The following is a 16,366-nucleotide window of genomic DNA, read 5'->3' on the forward strand; positions in this document are numbered from 1 at the left end:
AGTTGGGTCGGTAGCTCAGGTGGTTAGAGCGCACGCCTGATAAGCGTGAGGTCGGAGGTTCAAGTCCTCCTCGACCCACCACGACGTTTGTTTGCAAACGGCGACGGGTGGCAGGTGAATGCGTCGCAATCACCGAGAGCCCTACAACGCGTCTTCAGGTAGAACAGAAAAACAAAAAGCATACAATTTGACCGTTAAGCAGCATCGCTGCTTTGCCGTCCAATTGGACGTTTTGATCTTCGGATCAAGTGACATCGTAAAGAGAGATACAACATCAGAATAGAGGCGCTCCGCGTTAGGAGTTAGCCAGATCTGGGGAGGGATCCGCATGGACCCCAATGATCCTTTGAAAATCTATTTTGTTCAAGTCAAGTACACTAACCGGAATGAGAGTAATCTCATTCGAATATTGACGGATACTGAACCAGTGGCCGTCAATACAATGTATGCATTTTTGATTAATGGGTCCTTTTACGTACAAAAGGGAGGACCCGCAGAAGAAGTCTGACTTTTTCTGGATCAAATCAAGCGCGAAAAGGGCGTTTGGTGGATGCCTTGGCAGTAAGAGGCGATGAAAGACGTGATACTCTGCGATAAGCCATGGGGAGCTGAGAATAAGCTTTGATCCATGGATTTCTGAATGGGGCAACCCACCTAATACTTTGTTATTATTGCAGCTCGCTGCACTTAATAACTTGGTAAACTAGGTATTTTTAACCTGAATACATAGGGTTAAAAAAGCAAACCCGGGGAACTGAAACATCTAAGTACCCGGAGGAAAGGAAATCAATAGATACTCCCCTAGTAGCGGCGAGCGAACGGGGACCAGCCGAGCCATGAGTGTGAATAGAATGTGTTGGAAAGCACAGCCATAGTGGGTGACAGCCCCGTATATGAAGCATGATTGGACGTATTAAGTAGGGCGGAACACGTGAAATTCTGTCTGAACATCGGAGGACCACCTTCGAAGGCTAAGTACTCCTTACTGACCGATAGCGAACCAGTACCGTGAGGGAAAGGTGAAAAGCACCCCGACGAGGGGAGTGAAACAGTTCCTGAAACCGAACGCCTACAAACAGTTGGAGGGTCCATGAGACCTGACAGCGTACCTTTTGTATAATGGGTCATCGACTTGGTCTCACAAGCAAGCTTAAGCCGTTAGGTGTAGGCGCAGCGAAAGCGAGTCTTAATAGGGCGAATGAGTTTGTGGGATCAGACCCGAAACCGAGTGATCTAGGCATGTCCAGGATGAAGGTAAGGTAACACTTACTGGAGGTCCGAACCCACACCTGTTGAAAAAGGTCGGGATGAGGTGTGCCTAGGGGTGAAAGGCCAATCAAACTCGGAGATAGCTGGTTCTCTGCGAAATCTATTTAGGTAGAGCGTCGGACGAATACCCTCGGGGGTAGAGCACTGAATGGGTAATGGGGGCCCACAGCCTTACTGATCCTAATCAAACTCCGAATACCGAGGAGTAATATCCGGCAGACACACAGCGGGTGCTAACGTCCGTTGTGGAGAGGGAAACAACCCTGACCTACGACTAAGGCCCCTAATTCATGGCTAAGTGGGAAAGCAGGTGGGACGACCAAAACAACCAGGAGGTTGGCTTAGAAGCAGCCATCCTTTAAAGATAGCGTAACAGCTCACTGGTCTAAATAAGTTGTCCTGCGGCGAAGATGTAACGGGGCTCAAGCCATGAGCCGAAGTCTAGGATGCAATTTATTGCATGGTAGCAGAGCGTAGTGTGACATAGTTCCATGCGTCTTTAGCCTTCTTCGGAAGGTGTTGGACGCAAGGAGCTTTCTGTGAAGCCGGCCTGTGAGGGATCCGGTGGAGAGATCACTAGTGAGAATGATGACATGAGTAGCGACAAAGGGAGTGAGAGACTCCCTCGCCGAAAATCCAAGGGTTCCTGCTTAAAGCTAATCTGAGCAGGGTGAGCCGACCCCTAAGGCGAGGCCGAAAGGCGTAGTCGATGGGAACCAGGTTAATATTCCTGGGCCATGGAGTGGTGACGGATCCCGGAAGTAGTTCATCCTTATTGGATTGAATGGGCTGCCAAGGGGTTCCTGGAAATAGCCCTCCTATAAGATCGTACCCTAAACCGACACAGGTGGATAGGTAGAGAATACCAAGGCGCTTGAGAGAACCACATTTAAGGAACTCGGCAAAATACCTCCGTAAGTTCGCGAGAAGGAGGCCCGGTAGATACGCAAGTGTTTGCCGGGGGCACAAACCAGGGGGTGGCGACTGTTTACTAAAAACACAGGGCTCTGCGAAGTCGTAAGACGACGTATAGGGTCTGACGCCTGCCCGGTGCCTGAAGGTTAAAAGGAGGAGTGCAAGCTCCGAATTGAAGCCCAGGTAAACGGCGGCCGTAACTATAACGGTCCTAAGGTAGCGAAATTCCTTGTCGGGTAAGTTCCGACCTGCACGAATGGCGTAACGACTTCCCCGCTGTCTCAAATGTGGACTCAGCGAAATTGAATTACCGGTCAAGATGCCGGTTACCCGCGGTTAGACGGAAAGACCCCATGCACCTTTACTATAGCTTCGCATTGGCATCAGACACAGTATGTGCAGGATAGGTGGTAGGCTTTGAAGCGGGAACGCCAGTTTCCGTGGAGCCACCCTTGAGATACCACCCTTATTCTGTTTGATGTCTAACCGCGGTCCGTTATCCGGATCCGGGACCCTGCGTGGTGGGTAGTTTGACTGGGGCGGTCGCCTCCTAAATTGTAACGGAGGCGCGCGAAGGTTGGCTCAGAGCGGTCGGAAATCGCTCGTTGAGTGCAATGGCAGAAGCCAGCCTGACTGCGAGACTGACAAGTCGAGCAGAGTCGAAAGACGGCCATAGTGATCCGGTGGTCCCGAGTGGAAGGGCCATCGCTCAACGGATAAAAGGTACGCTGGGGATAACAGGCTGATGGTGCCCAAGAGTCCATATCGACGGCACCGTTTGGCACCTCGATGTCGGCTCATCTCATCCTGGGGCTGGAGCAGGTCCCAAGGGTACGGCTGTTCGCCGTTTAAAGAGGTACGTGAGCTGGGTTTAGAACGTCGTGAGACAGTTCGGTCCCTATCTTCCGTGGGTGTAGGATACTTGAGAAGAGTTGCCCCTAGTACGAGAGGACCGGGGTGAACGATCCACTGGTGGATCTGTTGTCGCGCCAGCGGCAGTGCAGAGTAGCTATGATCGGACAGGATAACCGCTGAAGGCATCTAAGCGGGAAGCCCCCTTCAAAACAAGGTATCCCTGAGAGCCGAGGTAGACCACCTCGTCGATAGGCCAGAGATGTAAGCGCTGTAAGGCGTTCAGTTGACTGGTACTAATGGCTCGATAGGCTTGATTTGATCCAGTAAAAGTAAGACTTACTTTTGCTAGAACAAAGATACATACACACACAACACCATAAGCGTGTTTGACTTGAACAACGTTGTCCTCCCCTGCATAAGGGAGGGCGGCACTCTGATGTTGGCTTCTTTTTTGGTGTGGTGATCATAGCGCGAGCAAAACACCCGATCCCATCCCGAACTCGGCAGTTAAGTGCCGCTGCGCTGATGGTACTGCGTCTTAAGGCGTGGGAGAGTAAGTCATTGCCACACCTAATAAGAAGCCAAAACGTATCTCTCTACGATGAAAACAATACCTCTGTCGCGGGATGGAGCAGCCCGGTAGCTCGTCAGGCTCATAACCTGAAGGTCGTAGGTTCAAATCCTACTCCCGCAACCAATAATTCCACAATAAAATCAACACGTTACACGCCACCTTCGGGTGGCTTTTTGCGTTCCAGAAAAACACGGTGCTACGCTGGTGCTACGTTTGGAACGCAGCGGCCTCGGTGAGGAAAAGTCACGGTTGTCTTATTTCGCATACCGATTAATTTGCAGAATGATGCAGAGTGTATCCCCCCTTGGGGAGGCCGAGCATTGGCGATTGGGTAAAATGATGATTAGATAATATAAATAATCAGTACCCAAGAATCTGATCGTATTAAAAATATCATTTCGCCCAATTTAGTTAGCAAGGTTCCATTATGAAGTTAGTTGCGCTCGAGATAGAAAACTTCCGTGCTTATAGGGACAGAACACGAGTTGAATTCTCAAACCTAACCACGCTAATCGGTAAAAACGATATCGGGAAGTCAACGCTGCTCGAAGCACTCGAAATTTTCTTTAATAATGATATCGTAAAAATTGATAATTCAGATGCATGCGTCGACTCCGCTCACCAAACGGTTTCCATTTTGTGCGAGTTTTCAGATTTCCCTGAGAAGATCACCCTTGATGCGGGTGCTGATACTACATTGGAAGAAGAGTATCTGTTGGCCGAGAACGGTAATCTCCAAATTGAAAAGGTTTTTGATTGCTCAAAAGCAAAACCTTCAGAACAAGTATTTTTAGTTTGTAACCATCCGTCGGCCGAAGGTTTCTCAAACCTCCTGAGTCTGAAAGAAAAAGAACTTCAGTTAAAGATAAAGGAGCTGGATTCGGACGCGGTACTCAAAGGTAATCCGACTATGCGTAAAGCAATTTGGGGGAAATCGGCAGATCTTAAGTGCGTGCCCCAGAGATTGGAACTATCCAAAAGTAAAGAGGACGGGCGAAGGGTCTGGGACAAGGTTGATAGCTATCTTCCTATGTTTGCTTTATTCCAAAGCGATCGTGCGAGTAAAGAGAGCGACGCCGAAGTTCAAAATCCGCTTAAAGGCGCTATCAAGGCGGCAATTGCAGAGGCTACAGACCACATTCGAGAGATCGAAGCTCTCGTACGCGCAAAGTCTGAAGAGATAGCAGCCCTCACACACGCTGCACTTAAAGAAATTGATCCTAAGCTCGCGGCATCGTTAAGTCCGAAGTATAATCCACCTCAAGACTCAAAGTGGGCGGGATTGTTCTCACTTGGGATGGAAACCAACAACGGCATACCATTAAACAAGAGGGGGAGTGGTGTTCGCCGAATGATACTGGTCAGCTTCTTTAAGGCTGAAGCTGAGCGCAGGATGAAAACCTCAATTAAGTCAAACATCATTTATGCGATTGAAGAACCTGAAACATCTCAACATCCTGACAATCAGCGGGTTCTTATTAGTGCATTTCGTGATCTTGCATCCATGCCGGGTTGCCAAGTTGTATTGACCACCCATAGCCCCGGTTTAGCCGCAGAACTACCAGCGGACAGCATTCGATTTATTCAAAATACCGAGAATGAGAAAACTCCGGCGATTTATTCAGGGGCCGATGTTTTTGGTGAGGTAGCTAGCGTCCTTGGCCTTGTGCCTGATAACCGTGTAAGGGCTCTGATTTGTGTTGAGGGCTACACTGATGTCGAGGCATTTAAGGCTATCAGCCGTGTTGTTCATTTGAATAACCAAGCCTTCCCAGACCTAACATGTGACCCACGCTTTGCGTTTGTAGTTCTTGGAGGAAGTAGCCTTAAGCACTGGGTAAACAATCATTACCTTGGAGCGCTCGGCTTACCCGAGGCACATATTTACGATGCAGATGTGCCCGCGTATAAAGCCTCTGTAGATAAAGTGAACGCTCGTAGCGATGGATCATGGGCTTTACTTACTGAAAAACACGAAATTGAATGCTACCTCCATTCCGGAGCTATTCACGATGCTTTCGGGTTTGGCTGCGATGTTGTCGATATGCCTGACGAGCAAAATCCAGCTGTGCCACGAGCGTTTGCTACATTGTGGAAGGAGAAAAGCGGTTTGGATGGTCTTCCTTCAGATACAAAGGCTAAGACGCGTTTGATTTCAGCGTTCCCCCATATGACCTATGAGCGGTTCACAGAACGTGGTGCGATAGAAGAAATAGAAAATTGGATGTCACGACTAATCGAGATGGTTGAATAATTCATACAGGAGCTGGGTTTTAGCCTTCCTTGATACGCAAAATCGAATATCTGGCAAATGCTGACATTCGTGCGCGACTGCTCAAAATGGGGCGCGGTACGTTGCCACCACAACTAGTAATGGCTGGGATTCTATCGTCAGTATCGTCAGTATCGTCAGCGCTGACGGTTGCTGACGATACTGACGATCAATTACGCTCTTTCTATTCTGAGAATACGCTCTCCAGACGCGCCACGACGGTCAAAGCTGATCTCGACCCCCATGCGGCGTAGGGGTGGCATGATCCGGCGGATCGCTGCTGAGAGTTTATTCTCTTGGCGGGGGAAGCTGTAGGGATCATCGGTGAGTAGCGGGTAACGATTACGTAGGGTGGTTTTCAACTCGGTCATTGTGCCGGACCAGCGCACATCGTCTTGCACCAGCTTTTGAATAGCCAAGCCAACGGGGTTGCCCTCAACCGTTGCACGGTCGCCGGAATCCCTGTTTGCCGCGTAAGCCTCCAGAAACGCCCCCTGAGTCCACCCTAGGGCGGGTTCGGCTGCAGATACCCATTTGGCAAAGTCGGCCATCCTAGGCCGCTCTGAGAGTCGCACAGAGGCAAGGTTGGCCAGCGCCGTTGAGACCGCGTCCAGTAAACCCGCCAAGATGCGCGGCATGGCAGCGTCTAGGGCTTTGTTGAACTCGCCTTCAAAAGCGCGATCCGTTGGCGCGATGACGGGCAGGGTGACGACGATGGCGCGATCTGCCAGATCAGGACGCCCCGCCAAGTCTGGAATGCCGTTGAGCAAGCAAGGCCGCGTGGCGCTGAACAACATTTCATCTGCGTCCGTGTGTAGTTTGCGTGTTCCAAATCCGCCGCCCGTTGCGATCCGGCAAAAGGCGTCTGCCATCATTGGTTTGATGGTCGAGAGATTATCAAAGGCCAGCACATGATTGTGCTTTGCTGCAATGACCAAATCTTGCTCCGAATTTGGCGCGCTCCGCGCAATTGGATTGGCAGGGTCTATAAGATTACGTAGGACACGCGCCGTTGTGCTTTTGGCGCTGCCCTGTTCGCCGTTCAGGATCAAAATGGGATACGGGCCTTTAGGATGGAAACAGCCAATCAGCCACGCGATCAGCATTTGAAAGTCAGCTTCATTGGCGGTGTTCAGGAACGGGCGCAACAAATTGATATCGCCGCCGCTCATGGCAGGGTGTGGCAGTGGTTGCATTGATCTTGCGCGGGTAAAACGGGCAGGAGGGTGATGAATGACCTGCCAGCCCTCGCTGTTGATCGCGATCGCTTTCCAATCGTCGCAGCCGAGGTCTACGTAAAGCGTACGGCCCAAAGTCCCAATGCGGTTGAATACGGGATGCGTGTCACTGCCAAACAACGCTTGGCCCTCGTAGGTCCGGCGCTGATCGTCGAGCGCGGATTGCGACAACATCTTTTCCGTGGCTTGGTAGTGCTGGAATGACAGGTATTTTTTGAATGTCGGTGACGCAATTGGCCAGTGCTCAAAATGGCCATCCAAGCGCAGCGTTACATAGGGTTCACCGTCCGGTGTTTTCCAAACCTCAATATCAGCTAAATCAGATGCCGCTGGTGACGCCGTGTTGTTCGCGTCGGTTGGTGCGGTATTCGTGTTCGCCGCGTCCAGCGGAGCAGCGTAAGATAACAGGCGATCAATGAATGCATTGCCCCAGCCCTCAGCAATCGCATCAGCCGCGTCCCAGCCTTTACAGTACATAGGGGAATGGGCGGGTAAATTGCCCCCGCTATCTATCATTACATTACATAGGAGCGTTTCAGTGATTGGAACGACCTTTGGGACCGCCTCAAAATCCCTATGTAATGTAAGCGCGGCTTTTTCTACGTAAGATAAGCTAGGCGCGTCAAAATCAGGCCATAACATTACATTACGTTTACATAGGGGAGACAGGTCCGCTTTACGCAACGCATTGCAGCCGCCGTAGGTCGTCGTGGCAAGGTATCCAAGCGCCGTTAAAGCGTCGGCGCATTTCTCGCCTTCGACCAAAACAACAGGTTCCGCCGGATCGGCTTGCAAGAGCTTGTCGAGATTGTAGAGCGGTCGTGTCTCCGGCGCTTTCCATTCATTGCGGATCACATCAAACGGCACAAAGAACTTGCCCCCGTCCGGCTTGTTAAAGCGATTGGCGATCAAGACGGGTTCGCCGTCCTGATCGCGGTAAATGTAGCTGGTGTCAGGCTTGCCAGCTTTGGGGTGTGAGAGCGTTGCAAAGTTATTGGTCATGCGGCAACCCCCAATGATGTTGCAAGCTCTCGTGCAGCGGCAACTTGTGACAGGCGGTTGAGGTATGCGTAAAGGCTGATCGGATCGCCGCCACGGTCATCAGTTGCAAAATCGGCCCAAAGCCCGTTCTCCACATTGATGCGGAAAGAGCCAGCGTGACGATCTGCGCGGGTGGGGTTCAAAGCGACCCAATCATGCCCCAGCAAGCGACCTTCTGGCAACCATTGCGCGACAAGACTTGGCAAGCGCGGCAAGCACACGGCGTTCACAGCGGCAAATTTGATATGTGTCCAATTGCGGCTCATGACAAATCCCCCTGTAGGCGGGACGTCACAAAAGTCGTTACGTCTTCAGGGCGGTAGCGCACCAAGCGCCCCGTTTTGACATAGGGCAGGTTGTAGCGCTTTGTGCAGCGCCAAACATTCAGCGTTTCTTTTGAAACACCCAAATATGCCGCAACTTCGTCGGGCGTCATCAGGTGAGGTGTTTGTAGTTTAGCCATGTTAAATAATCTCCATTATGGTTGGTTTATGAAGATTATTGTGAATGTTTTGATGCGTTTAAGCCAACAAACCTGATCGCAAAAGTGGGGCGCTAAACCGCTCCTGACTCCTGCGATACGTAAAGCAGAATAGAAAGTGCCACGTGCGTTACGTCATTTTCTGAGTGCTGTCACAATCCGTTGTCGGGTCACGTCACCGTCGAAGGGGCGCAATACAAGCTCTACAACATCAACAGCGTTTGAGATGGTTTGGCCCTGATCTCGATGGTGCATCCCCTCTGTAAACGGGTGCGGTGAGGCTTGCTGCCAGTATTCTTTGAACGCCGTCAGGAACTGTTGCAATGCATAGTCCTTTGGTATCCGCCGCTCTGCGGATCGCTTGCGATAAGCAAGCATATCTTCTGCAAGTTCTTCATCGGTATCAAAACGAATATCGGGTTCATCACCGATATCTTCTAAAATATAGGGCTTCGGCTTGCGTAAAATTGCATCTTCAACGCCGATTTGCAGATCAACGAGCAATTCGCAGAAATGACCAAACGAGCGGCGATCATTTCCAACAAGGTCGGCAAGCGTGTCACCTTTGGGTAAGTTGTGAAGCGCCCCTAAATTCCTCACAGCCTTTTGCACACGTCCAACAAGGTGTCCGTCGTCAGGGTTTTTGGCACCAAAGGCGGCCTAGACTAAGAGAGAGTTCGGCTCATCTGGTTGGTTGCATTATGCGGCGTGTTGTCTGTGATGCAAGCGTCGCGTTTCGAGCGTCTTACGTTTGATCCTTTCCCGTTGCTGTAGAATGGCTTTGTCGCGTCCGAAGTATACGTCGGCGGGTGTAACGTTGTTCAGGCTCTCGTGGTAACGCTGGTGATTGTAGTGGTCTACGAAGGCTTCGATCTGAGCCTCAAGATCGCCGGGTAGGAAGTAGTTTTCCAGCAGGATGCGGTTCTTCAAGGTCTGATGCCACCGCTCGATCTTGCCCTGCGTTTGAGGATGATAGGGCGCGCCACGGCTGTGCTTCATATCCTTGTCTTGCAACCATTCCGCCAGCTCCCCCGAGACGTAGCTGGAGCCGTTATCACTCAGCAGGCGAGGTTTGTGGACGACATGAACTTGGTCACATCCCGACGCTGCCAAAGCCAAGTCCAATGTGTCCGTCACGTCTTGGGTTCTCATGTTGGTGCAAAGTTTCCACGAGATTATATATCGGCTGTAGTCATCGAGGATCGTGCTGAGATAAAACCAGCCCCATCCGATGATCTTCAGATATGTGAAGTCCGTCTGCCACAACTGATTGATGCCCGTGGTTTTGTCTTTGAACTCGCTCGCCGCCTTTATAACGATAAACGCTGGGCTGGTGATCAGATCGTGCGCCTTCAAAATCCGATACGTCGAAGCCTCTGATACGAAATAGCTTTCTCGATCCGTGAACGTCACGGCCAGTTCACGTGGCGACAACTCGGTTTCTTTCAGCGCCAACTTCACGACCTTGCGCCGCACCTCGTCAGGAATGCGGTTCCAGACGTGTTTGGGCTTCGGCGATTGATCCTGCAGTCCAACTTCGCCACGCCGCAAATATCGATCATACCAACGGTAGAATGTGGTGCGGGGAATGCCCAGCTTTGCCAACGTGAGCCGTGCTGACAGGTGGCTTTCCTCGACCAGCCGGATGATCTCCAGTTTCTCAGATGCAGGATATCTCATTCGTGGTTGCCCCCATCGCCCAGCATGCTTTTTTTAAGCAAACGGAGTTCGAGCGTTTGTTCCGCCACAACTTCCTTGAGATCATGGGCCTCACGGCGCAGATCCTTCACCTCGTCAGTGTTCGCCGCACGTGCCGTATCGCCCGCAAGGCGCCGCTTTCCGGCTTCCATGAAGTCCTTGGACCATTTGTAGTAAATGCCCTGAGAGATACCCTCACGGCGGCACAGCTCTGCAATGCTGTCTTCACCACGCAGACCATCCAGAACGATCCTGATCTTCTCTTCGGATGAGTAATGCTTGCGCGTGGCGCGTTTGATGTCTTTGACGATCTTCTCGCCAGGGCTCGTCGTTGTTTGTCTCATCTTCCACTCCTCAGTGGTGACGATGAGCCAGAAACACTCTCTTATCAAATAACGCTATTTGGTCCCATAGGCGCTGACGTCAGACACGAGCGTCTTACGTTTGATCCTTTCCCGTTGCTGTAGAATGGCTTTGTCGCGTCCGAAGTATACGTCGGCGGGTGTAACGTTGTTCAGGCTCTCGTGGTAACGCTGGTGATTGTAGTGGTCTACGAAGGCTTCGATCTGAGCCTCAAGATCGCCGGGTAGGAAGTAGTTTTCCAGCAGGATGCGGTTCTTCAAGGTCTGATGCCACCGCTCGATCTTGCCCTGCGTTTGAGGATGATAGGGCGCGCCACGGCTGTGCTTCATATCCTTGTCTTTCAACCATTCCGCCAGCTCCCCCGAGACGTAGCTGGAGCCGTTATCACTCAGCAGGCGAGGTTTGTGGACGACATGAACTTGGTCACATCCCGACGCTGCCAAAGCCAAGTCCAATGTGTCCGTCACGTCTTGGGTTCTCATGTTGGTGCAAAGTTTCCACGAGATTATATATCGGCTGTAGTCATCGAGGATCGTGCTGAGATAAAACCAGCCCCATCCGATGATCTTCAGATATGTGAAGTCCGTCTGCCACAACTGATTGATGCCCGTGGTTTTGTCTTTGAACTCGCTCGCCGCCTTTATAACGATAAACGCTGGGCTGGTGATCAGATCGTGCGCCTTCAAAATCCGATACGTCGAAGCCTCTGATACGAAATAGCTTTCTCGATCCGTGAACGTCACGGCCAGTTCACGTGGCGACAACTCGGTTTCTTTCAGCGCCAACTTCACGACCTTGCGCCGCACCTCGTCAGGAATGCGGTTCCAGACGTGTTTGGGCTTCGGCGATTGATCCTGCAGTCCAACTTCGCCACGCCGCAAATATCGATCATACCAACGGTAGAATGTGGTGCGGGGAATGCCCAGCTTTGCCAACGTGAGCCGTGCTGACAGGTGGCTTTCCTCGACCAGCCGGATGATCTCCAGTTTCTCAGATGCAGGATATCTCATTCGTGGTTGCCCCCATCGCCCAGCATGCTTTTTTTAAGCAAACGGAGTTCGAGCGTTTGTTCCGCCACAACTTCCTTGAGATCATGGGCCTCACGGCGCAGATCCTTCACCTCGTCAGTGTTCGCCGCACGTGCCGTATCGCCCGCAAGGCGCCGCTTTCCGGCTTCCATGAAGTCCTTGGACCATTTGTAGTAAATGCCCTGAGAGATACCCTCACGGCGGCACAGCTCTGCAATGCTGTCTTCACCACGCAGACCATCCAGAACGATCCTGATCTTCTCTTCGGATGAGTAATGCTTGCGCGTGGCGCGTTTGATGTCTTTGACGATCTTCTCGCCAGGGCTCGTCGTTGTTTGTCTCATCTTCCACTCCTCAGTGGTGACGATGAGCCAGAAACACTCTCTTATCAAATAACGCTATTTGGTCCCATAGGCGCTGACGTCAGACATCGTTGGAATCGATGATGATGTCCCGAAATTTGTGCGCCCCAAGTACCTTGAGGATAAGCACGGCATGACCGCTGGCCCCGAACAAACTGTCGGCGGAACTCCGATAATGCTTGGCGACGAAGAATTGGCCCTGCTGCTTGAAAGGCCGAAAACCCAAAAGCTCTATATTTTTAATAGCGTGAGTTACTTCGACATTTTTGAAGATAAAGTCAGGCTGTCCGAATACTGCGCCGAATTCGCTTACAGCGGCATTGAAACCGACACTAGGACGGGCGTATCTGTCCGTGCCTATCAAGTTGTGCCAATGGGCGACCAAAACGGGGCTACCTAAAAAGATGCCCTGGATCAGCCCCAGAAAGACCAAGGTCTTAATCATGCCTCACACCCCGCTTGGTGCGTTTGATACATAAGGCCGGAACTGATGGACAGTTTGTCAGCGCTAAAAAGCTACACCTTGCTTTGCCCTAACTGTCCAATTGTAAGCATAACTTTTAATCAGTAAATTCTTGCACGTGACGATTGTTGAACTTTTCAGGGTCGTATTGATGTGTGATGCGGTCAATTTCCTTGCAGCAAAATTTCGGCAGTAATCGAGATCGGTGCGCCGCCATGCTGCACGGTGCCACTATAGATATCCTTGGAAATATCGACGGCGGAAAGCGTGATATCTGCTTTGCCGTTCACCAATACCCCGTCGCTGATAATGAACTCAGTGATAGCACTTTGCATTGGTGGTGCGTTCTTGAAGCAGGCGCCATTGATACTCCCAAGCCCATAGATTGTGCCGTTTGAAATGCTGTGCGCGCGGGCGGCATCCTCGATTGTGGTGCATAGATCCACGTTCGGGCGCAGCGATAAGATGATCGCGTTGGGCGATTTCGGCGCGGTTTTTGCAGGGCATGCACGGAATAAGTCAAATCGGGTTTCTTCGTCAGGTAGTCGATCAAACCGCCCGCCTTTATACGCCACAGCCTTCAACCTAACAGGCCGTGACACGGCGCAGATGGGAGCCAACATATGACCCAATGCGGTGCCCTCGTTTGCGGTCCATAACCCGTGGCAGTGCGTGAAATTATCCGCGCCTAAATGCCCGACTGTCATGCCACCCATATCAACACGGGTCTCGCCCACTGGATTATAGGTCTCGCTATACCACGCGACGCGGGTGCCGTCGGGGGATTTGTCGGGCATGACGTAGTGAAAAGGATCAGCGTGAAGTCCGCGCATATCGACCCACGCGCCGTCATACCCAGCATCAAAAATCGCCGCGCAAATAGCTTGCTCTACCAGTTGTCCTGCCACGAGGTGAATTTCCACATCACAGGCTTCGACCGCAAAAACCTCTGCTCGTTTCGGGCTCACGGGGCCGGGGTGAACCATAGGGGCGTTCATGTCGCACGATCAGCGCTAAGAAACCCGCGTTCTATCAAGGTCTCTTTGATGATTTTTTTGGTAATTTTACCATACGCTGACTTGGGCATTTCTTCTAGAATGATGAACTGTTTGGGCATTTTGTAACTAGATATCTTGGGCTTTAACCACGCAAGAAGGGCTTCTGGTGCGGCTTGCGCATCCGGGCGCAACACACAAACCGCAATCCCAACTTCGCCCCACACCGGGTCAGGCACACCCAACACAGCAGTTTCGCTGATCGCGTCATGGGTTAAGATTTTCTCCTCGATTTCGCGGGGGTAAATGTTTGATCCGCCAGAAATATACATGTCGGATTCCCGACCTGTAATGAAAAGATATCCATCGGAATCCAGATACCCCAGATCGCCGGTGCGGAACCAGCCATTGCGAAAGGCTTTGGCATTAGCTTCGGGGTTGTTGTAGTAGCCCGCGAATACCGCTGGACCAATTACGCAAATTTCGCCTTGTTGACCGTTTGGCAATTCGGTTCCGGCATTATCTTGGATCGAAATTTCGATCCCCGTGCGCGGATACCCGCAGGTGCCAAGCCTCATATCTGCATCGTCTTCAAAGTGTTCGACGACCGGCAAAACGGTGATAGCTCCGGTAACTTCGCCAAGCCCGAAATACTGTACCAATACCTTGCCAAGAACGGAAATCGCGTATTTTTGATCTGCTCGATACATCGGCGCACCGGCGTAGATCATATGTTTTAACGACGAGATATCGTATCGCTGTACACTGTCATGTTCGACGAGCATTTTTACGATCGTTGGTACGGTGAACATGTTGTCGATCTTGTAATCCGCGACAAGTTTCCATGCGACATCAGGATCAAAACGGCCCGTTGGAAAGAGTACTGTTGCAGCACCGGCCGCAACTTGTGTCATCTGGTGAACACCCGCGCCGTGACTAAGCGGGGCAAGGCAAAGCGACCGCGACGTATGCGTGGTTCCGGGCATCAGATCGTTCAGGTGATTGAGCAACACAAAGGCCATTTGCCCATGTGTCAAAACAGATGCTTTTGGGCGGCCCGTTGTGCCTGATGTAAAGAAAAACCAGCAAGGATCGTCGCGACTTACAGGTGCGTTTGGCACGGTCTGCCCTATGTGGGTCGTCACGAGCGTATCGAAGTCCGTGTCGTCCTGTGCGGGATCACCGATCAGGATCGTGAATTTGCGATTGGGGGTATCACAAGCGTCGGCATGTTCAGGGAACTCTGCGCCACAAATCATGCCGACAGCACCCGAGGATTGCGCAAGCCATGACACCTCTTCGGGGGTTTGCCGAAAGTTGGCCGGCACCCAAACCGCGCCAAGCCGAAAACACGCAAGCATAGATTCAAACATCTGGTTACAGTTTTGGGACTGGATCAAAATACGGTCGCCTTTGGTGACGCCGAACTTATCTTTCATACCAGAGGCCAGCGCATTAACGCGCGCATCCATCTGTGCCCAAGTCCACTGCTGATCACCCCAGACCAGTGCAAGCTCATCCCCCAGGCGCAAGGCGTTGCGGGTCAGGTGAAAGGCAAGGTTTGAGACACGGGTAGACGCGGGGGCAAGGCCGCCCTTGGGATCCGGAAATGTAGACGACCAGGTGCTCATTTTACGCGCTCCAGAACCGACATGTAGTTAGCGACGGCGGCGCCGCCCATGTTAAACACACCTGCCAATTGCGGCGATTTTGCCTGCACACCCTCGGGGGCTTCGTCGGCCAATTGCATGGCGGCCATCACGTGCATGGAAACACCAGTCGCCCCGATGGGGTGGCCCTTCGATTTCAGTCCGCCTGACAAATTCACAGGTAAGCGGCCATCGCGACGCGTAATACCGTCACGGATCACATTCGCGCCCTTTCCAGGCTCGGCAAGGCCCATTGCCTCGTATTCCAACAACTCTGCAATGGTGAAGCAGTCATGGGTTTCGACTAAATCCAGATCGTAAACACCGAGGCCCGCCGCCTCTAAAGACCCCGCCCAAGCCCTGCGCGCGCCGTCAAATTGCGTCACGTCGCGCCGCGACAATGCGAGGACATCATTGCAATGGGTACGCGCCCGAAAAGCGATTGCGCGTTTCAAGTCAGCCGCGACATCTGCCGAGGCGACAACCATCGCCGCAGCACCATCCGAAACCAGTGAACAATCGGTACGGCGCAGGGGCGGGGCAACATACGGGTTGCGATCAGAGACTGTATTGCATTGCTCAAAGGAAAAAGCTTTTTGCATATGTGCATAAGGGTTGTGGACGCCGTTTTCATGGTTCTTGGATGCGATCATTGCCAACGCATCAGAACAGTCACCGTGGCGTTGAAAGTATTGCTGCGCGATCTGACCAAAAAGACCTGCGAAACCACCCTCAACATCAGCTTCTTCACTACGATAGCTGGCCCCCAAAAGAATATCGCCAATCTCGACAGTCGGCATTGCCGTCATCTTTTCTGCGCCAACGACCAGTGCGATTTTACCGCGGCCTGACTCGATGAAATCGAGCGCGGAATAAAGTGCCGCAGATCCCGTGGCGCAAGCGTTTTCCATGCGCACGGATGGGGTCAGACCCAGTTCTGGCATTGCCATGCCCACGAGGGCACCTTGAAAATCTTGCTTGGAAAAGCCGTTATTCATGACGCCAACAAAGATGCCGTCAATATCAGATGCATCTACCCCTGAATGCTCGAGTGCGGGCGCGATAACTTCGGCCATGAGGGTTTCGGTATTTGGGGCATCGGATTTACCAAATTTGCTATGTGCCCATCCAACGATTTGCGCTTTTTTCATGTTTCCAAGCCC

Annotated in this window: 11 protein-coding genes, 2 tRNA genes and 2 rRNA genes; 5 read left to right on the forward strand and 10 right to left on the reverse strand. The window is 51.9% G+C overall.

What is annotated here, in order from left to right:
* Positions 1-4 precede the first annotated feature (4 nt).
* The 5 genes from ACXLHR_RS15450 to ACXLHR_RS15470 all read left to right on the forward strand — a co-directional run bounded on the left by ACXLHR_RS15450 (position 5) and on the right by ACXLHR_RS15470 (position 5,867).
* Positions 5-81: transfer RNA gene (locus tag ACXLHR_RS15450), tRNA-Ile, on the forward strand.
* A 441-nt stretch (positions 82-522) separates the two neighbouring features.
* A 23S ribosomal RNA gene (locus ACXLHR_RS15455) occupies positions 523-3,357 on the forward strand.
* A gap of 137 nt (positions 3,358-3,494) precedes the next feature.
* Positions 3,495-3,609, forward strand: a 5S ribosomal RNA gene (rrf, locus tag ACXLHR_RS15460).
* Between the two features lie 50 nt (positions 3,610-3,659).
* Positions 3,660-3,736: transfer RNA gene (locus tag ACXLHR_RS15465), tRNA-Met, on the forward strand.
* 304 nt (positions 3,737-4,040) lie between these two features.
* On the forward strand, positions 4,041-5,867 hold the full coding sequence (locus ACXLHR_RS15470; protein ID WP_458792273.1) for an ATP-binding protein: 1,827 nt from the start codon (positions 4,041-4,043) through the stop codon (positions 5,865-5,867).
* 191 nt (positions 5,868-6,058) lie between these two features.
* Here ACXLHR_RS15470 and ACXLHR_RS15475 read toward each other — a convergent pair whose 3' ends face one another.
* From ACXLHR_RS15475 to ACXLHR_RS15520, 10 genes are all read right to left on the reverse strand, one after another.
* A complete protein-coding gene (locus ACXLHR_RS15475; RefSeq protein WP_458792274.1) occupies positions 6,059-8,125 on the reverse strand; it encodes a hypothetical protein in 2,067 nt (688 codons plus the stop codon).
* Positions 8,122-8,430 (reverse strand): hypothetical protein, encoded by a 309-nt coding sequence (locus tag ACXLHR_RS15480; protein ID WP_458792275.1) that lies wholly within the window; start codon positions 8,428-8,430, stop codon positions 8,122-8,124. Before ACXLHR_RS15480 ends, ACXLHR_RS15475 begins: the two co-directional genes overlap by 4 nt.
* Positions 8,427-8,627: a helix-turn-helix domain-containing protein gene (locus ACXLHR_RS15485; RefSeq protein WP_458789590.1), complete on the reverse strand. Its 201-nt coding sequence runs from the start codon at positions 8,625-8,627 to the stop codon at positions 8,427-8,429. Before ACXLHR_RS15485 ends, ACXLHR_RS15480 begins: the two co-directional genes overlap by 4 nt.
* Positions 8,628-8,780: 153 nt before the next feature.
* The gene (locus tag ACXLHR_RS15490; protein WP_458792276.1) at positions 8,781-9,245 is read right to left on the reverse strand and encodes a hypothetical protein; all 465 of its coding nucleotides are present in this window, start codon (positions 9,243-9,245) and stop codon (positions 8,781-8,783) included.
* A 99-nt stretch (positions 9,246-9,344) separates the two neighbouring features.
* A protein-coding gene (locus tag ACXLHR_RS15495) for an IS3 family transposase (protein ID WP_458790682.1) occupies positions 9,345-10,687 on the reverse strand; the annotation gives its coding sequence in 2 pieces (ribosomal slippage) (positions 9,345-10,360 and positions 10,360-10,687; 1,344 coding nt in all).
* 54 nt (positions 10,688-10,741) lie between these two features.
* A protein-coding gene (locus ACXLHR_RS15500; protein ID WP_458792277.1) for an IS3 family transposase occupies positions 10,742-12,078 on the reverse strand; the annotation gives its coding sequence in 2 pieces (ribosomal slippage) (positions 10,742-11,751 and positions 11,751-12,078; 1,338 coding nt in all).
* A 79-nt stretch (positions 12,079-12,157) separates the two neighbouring features.
* Positions 12,158-12,541: a hypothetical protein gene (locus tag ACXLHR_RS15505; protein WP_458792278.1), complete on the reverse strand. Its 384-nt coding sequence runs from the start codon at positions 12,539-12,541 to the stop codon at positions 12,158-12,160.
* 182 nt (positions 12,542-12,723) lie between these two features.
* Positions 12,724-13,527, reverse strand: a complete 804-nt coding sequence (locus ACXLHR_RS15510) for a hypothetical protein (RefSeq protein WP_458792279.1) — start codon at positions 13,525-13,527, stop codon at positions 12,724-12,726.
* A gap of 26 nt (positions 13,528-13,553) precedes the next feature.
* On the reverse strand, positions 13,554-15,185 hold the full coding sequence (locus ACXLHR_RS15515; RefSeq protein WP_458792280.1) for an acyl-CoA synthetase: 1,632 nt from the start codon (positions 15,183-15,185) through the stop codon (positions 13,554-13,556).
* A complete protein-coding gene (locus tag ACXLHR_RS15520; protein ID WP_458792281.1) occupies positions 15,182-16,354 on the reverse strand; it encodes an acetyl-CoA acetyltransferase in 1,173 nt (390 codons plus the stop codon). The genes ACXLHR_RS15515 and ACXLHR_RS15520 overlap by 4 nt, the downstream gene beginning before the upstream one ends.
* Between the last annotated feature and the right edge of the window lie 12 nt (positions 16,355-16,366).

This window comes from Yoonia sp. MH D7 (assembly GCF_054439475.1).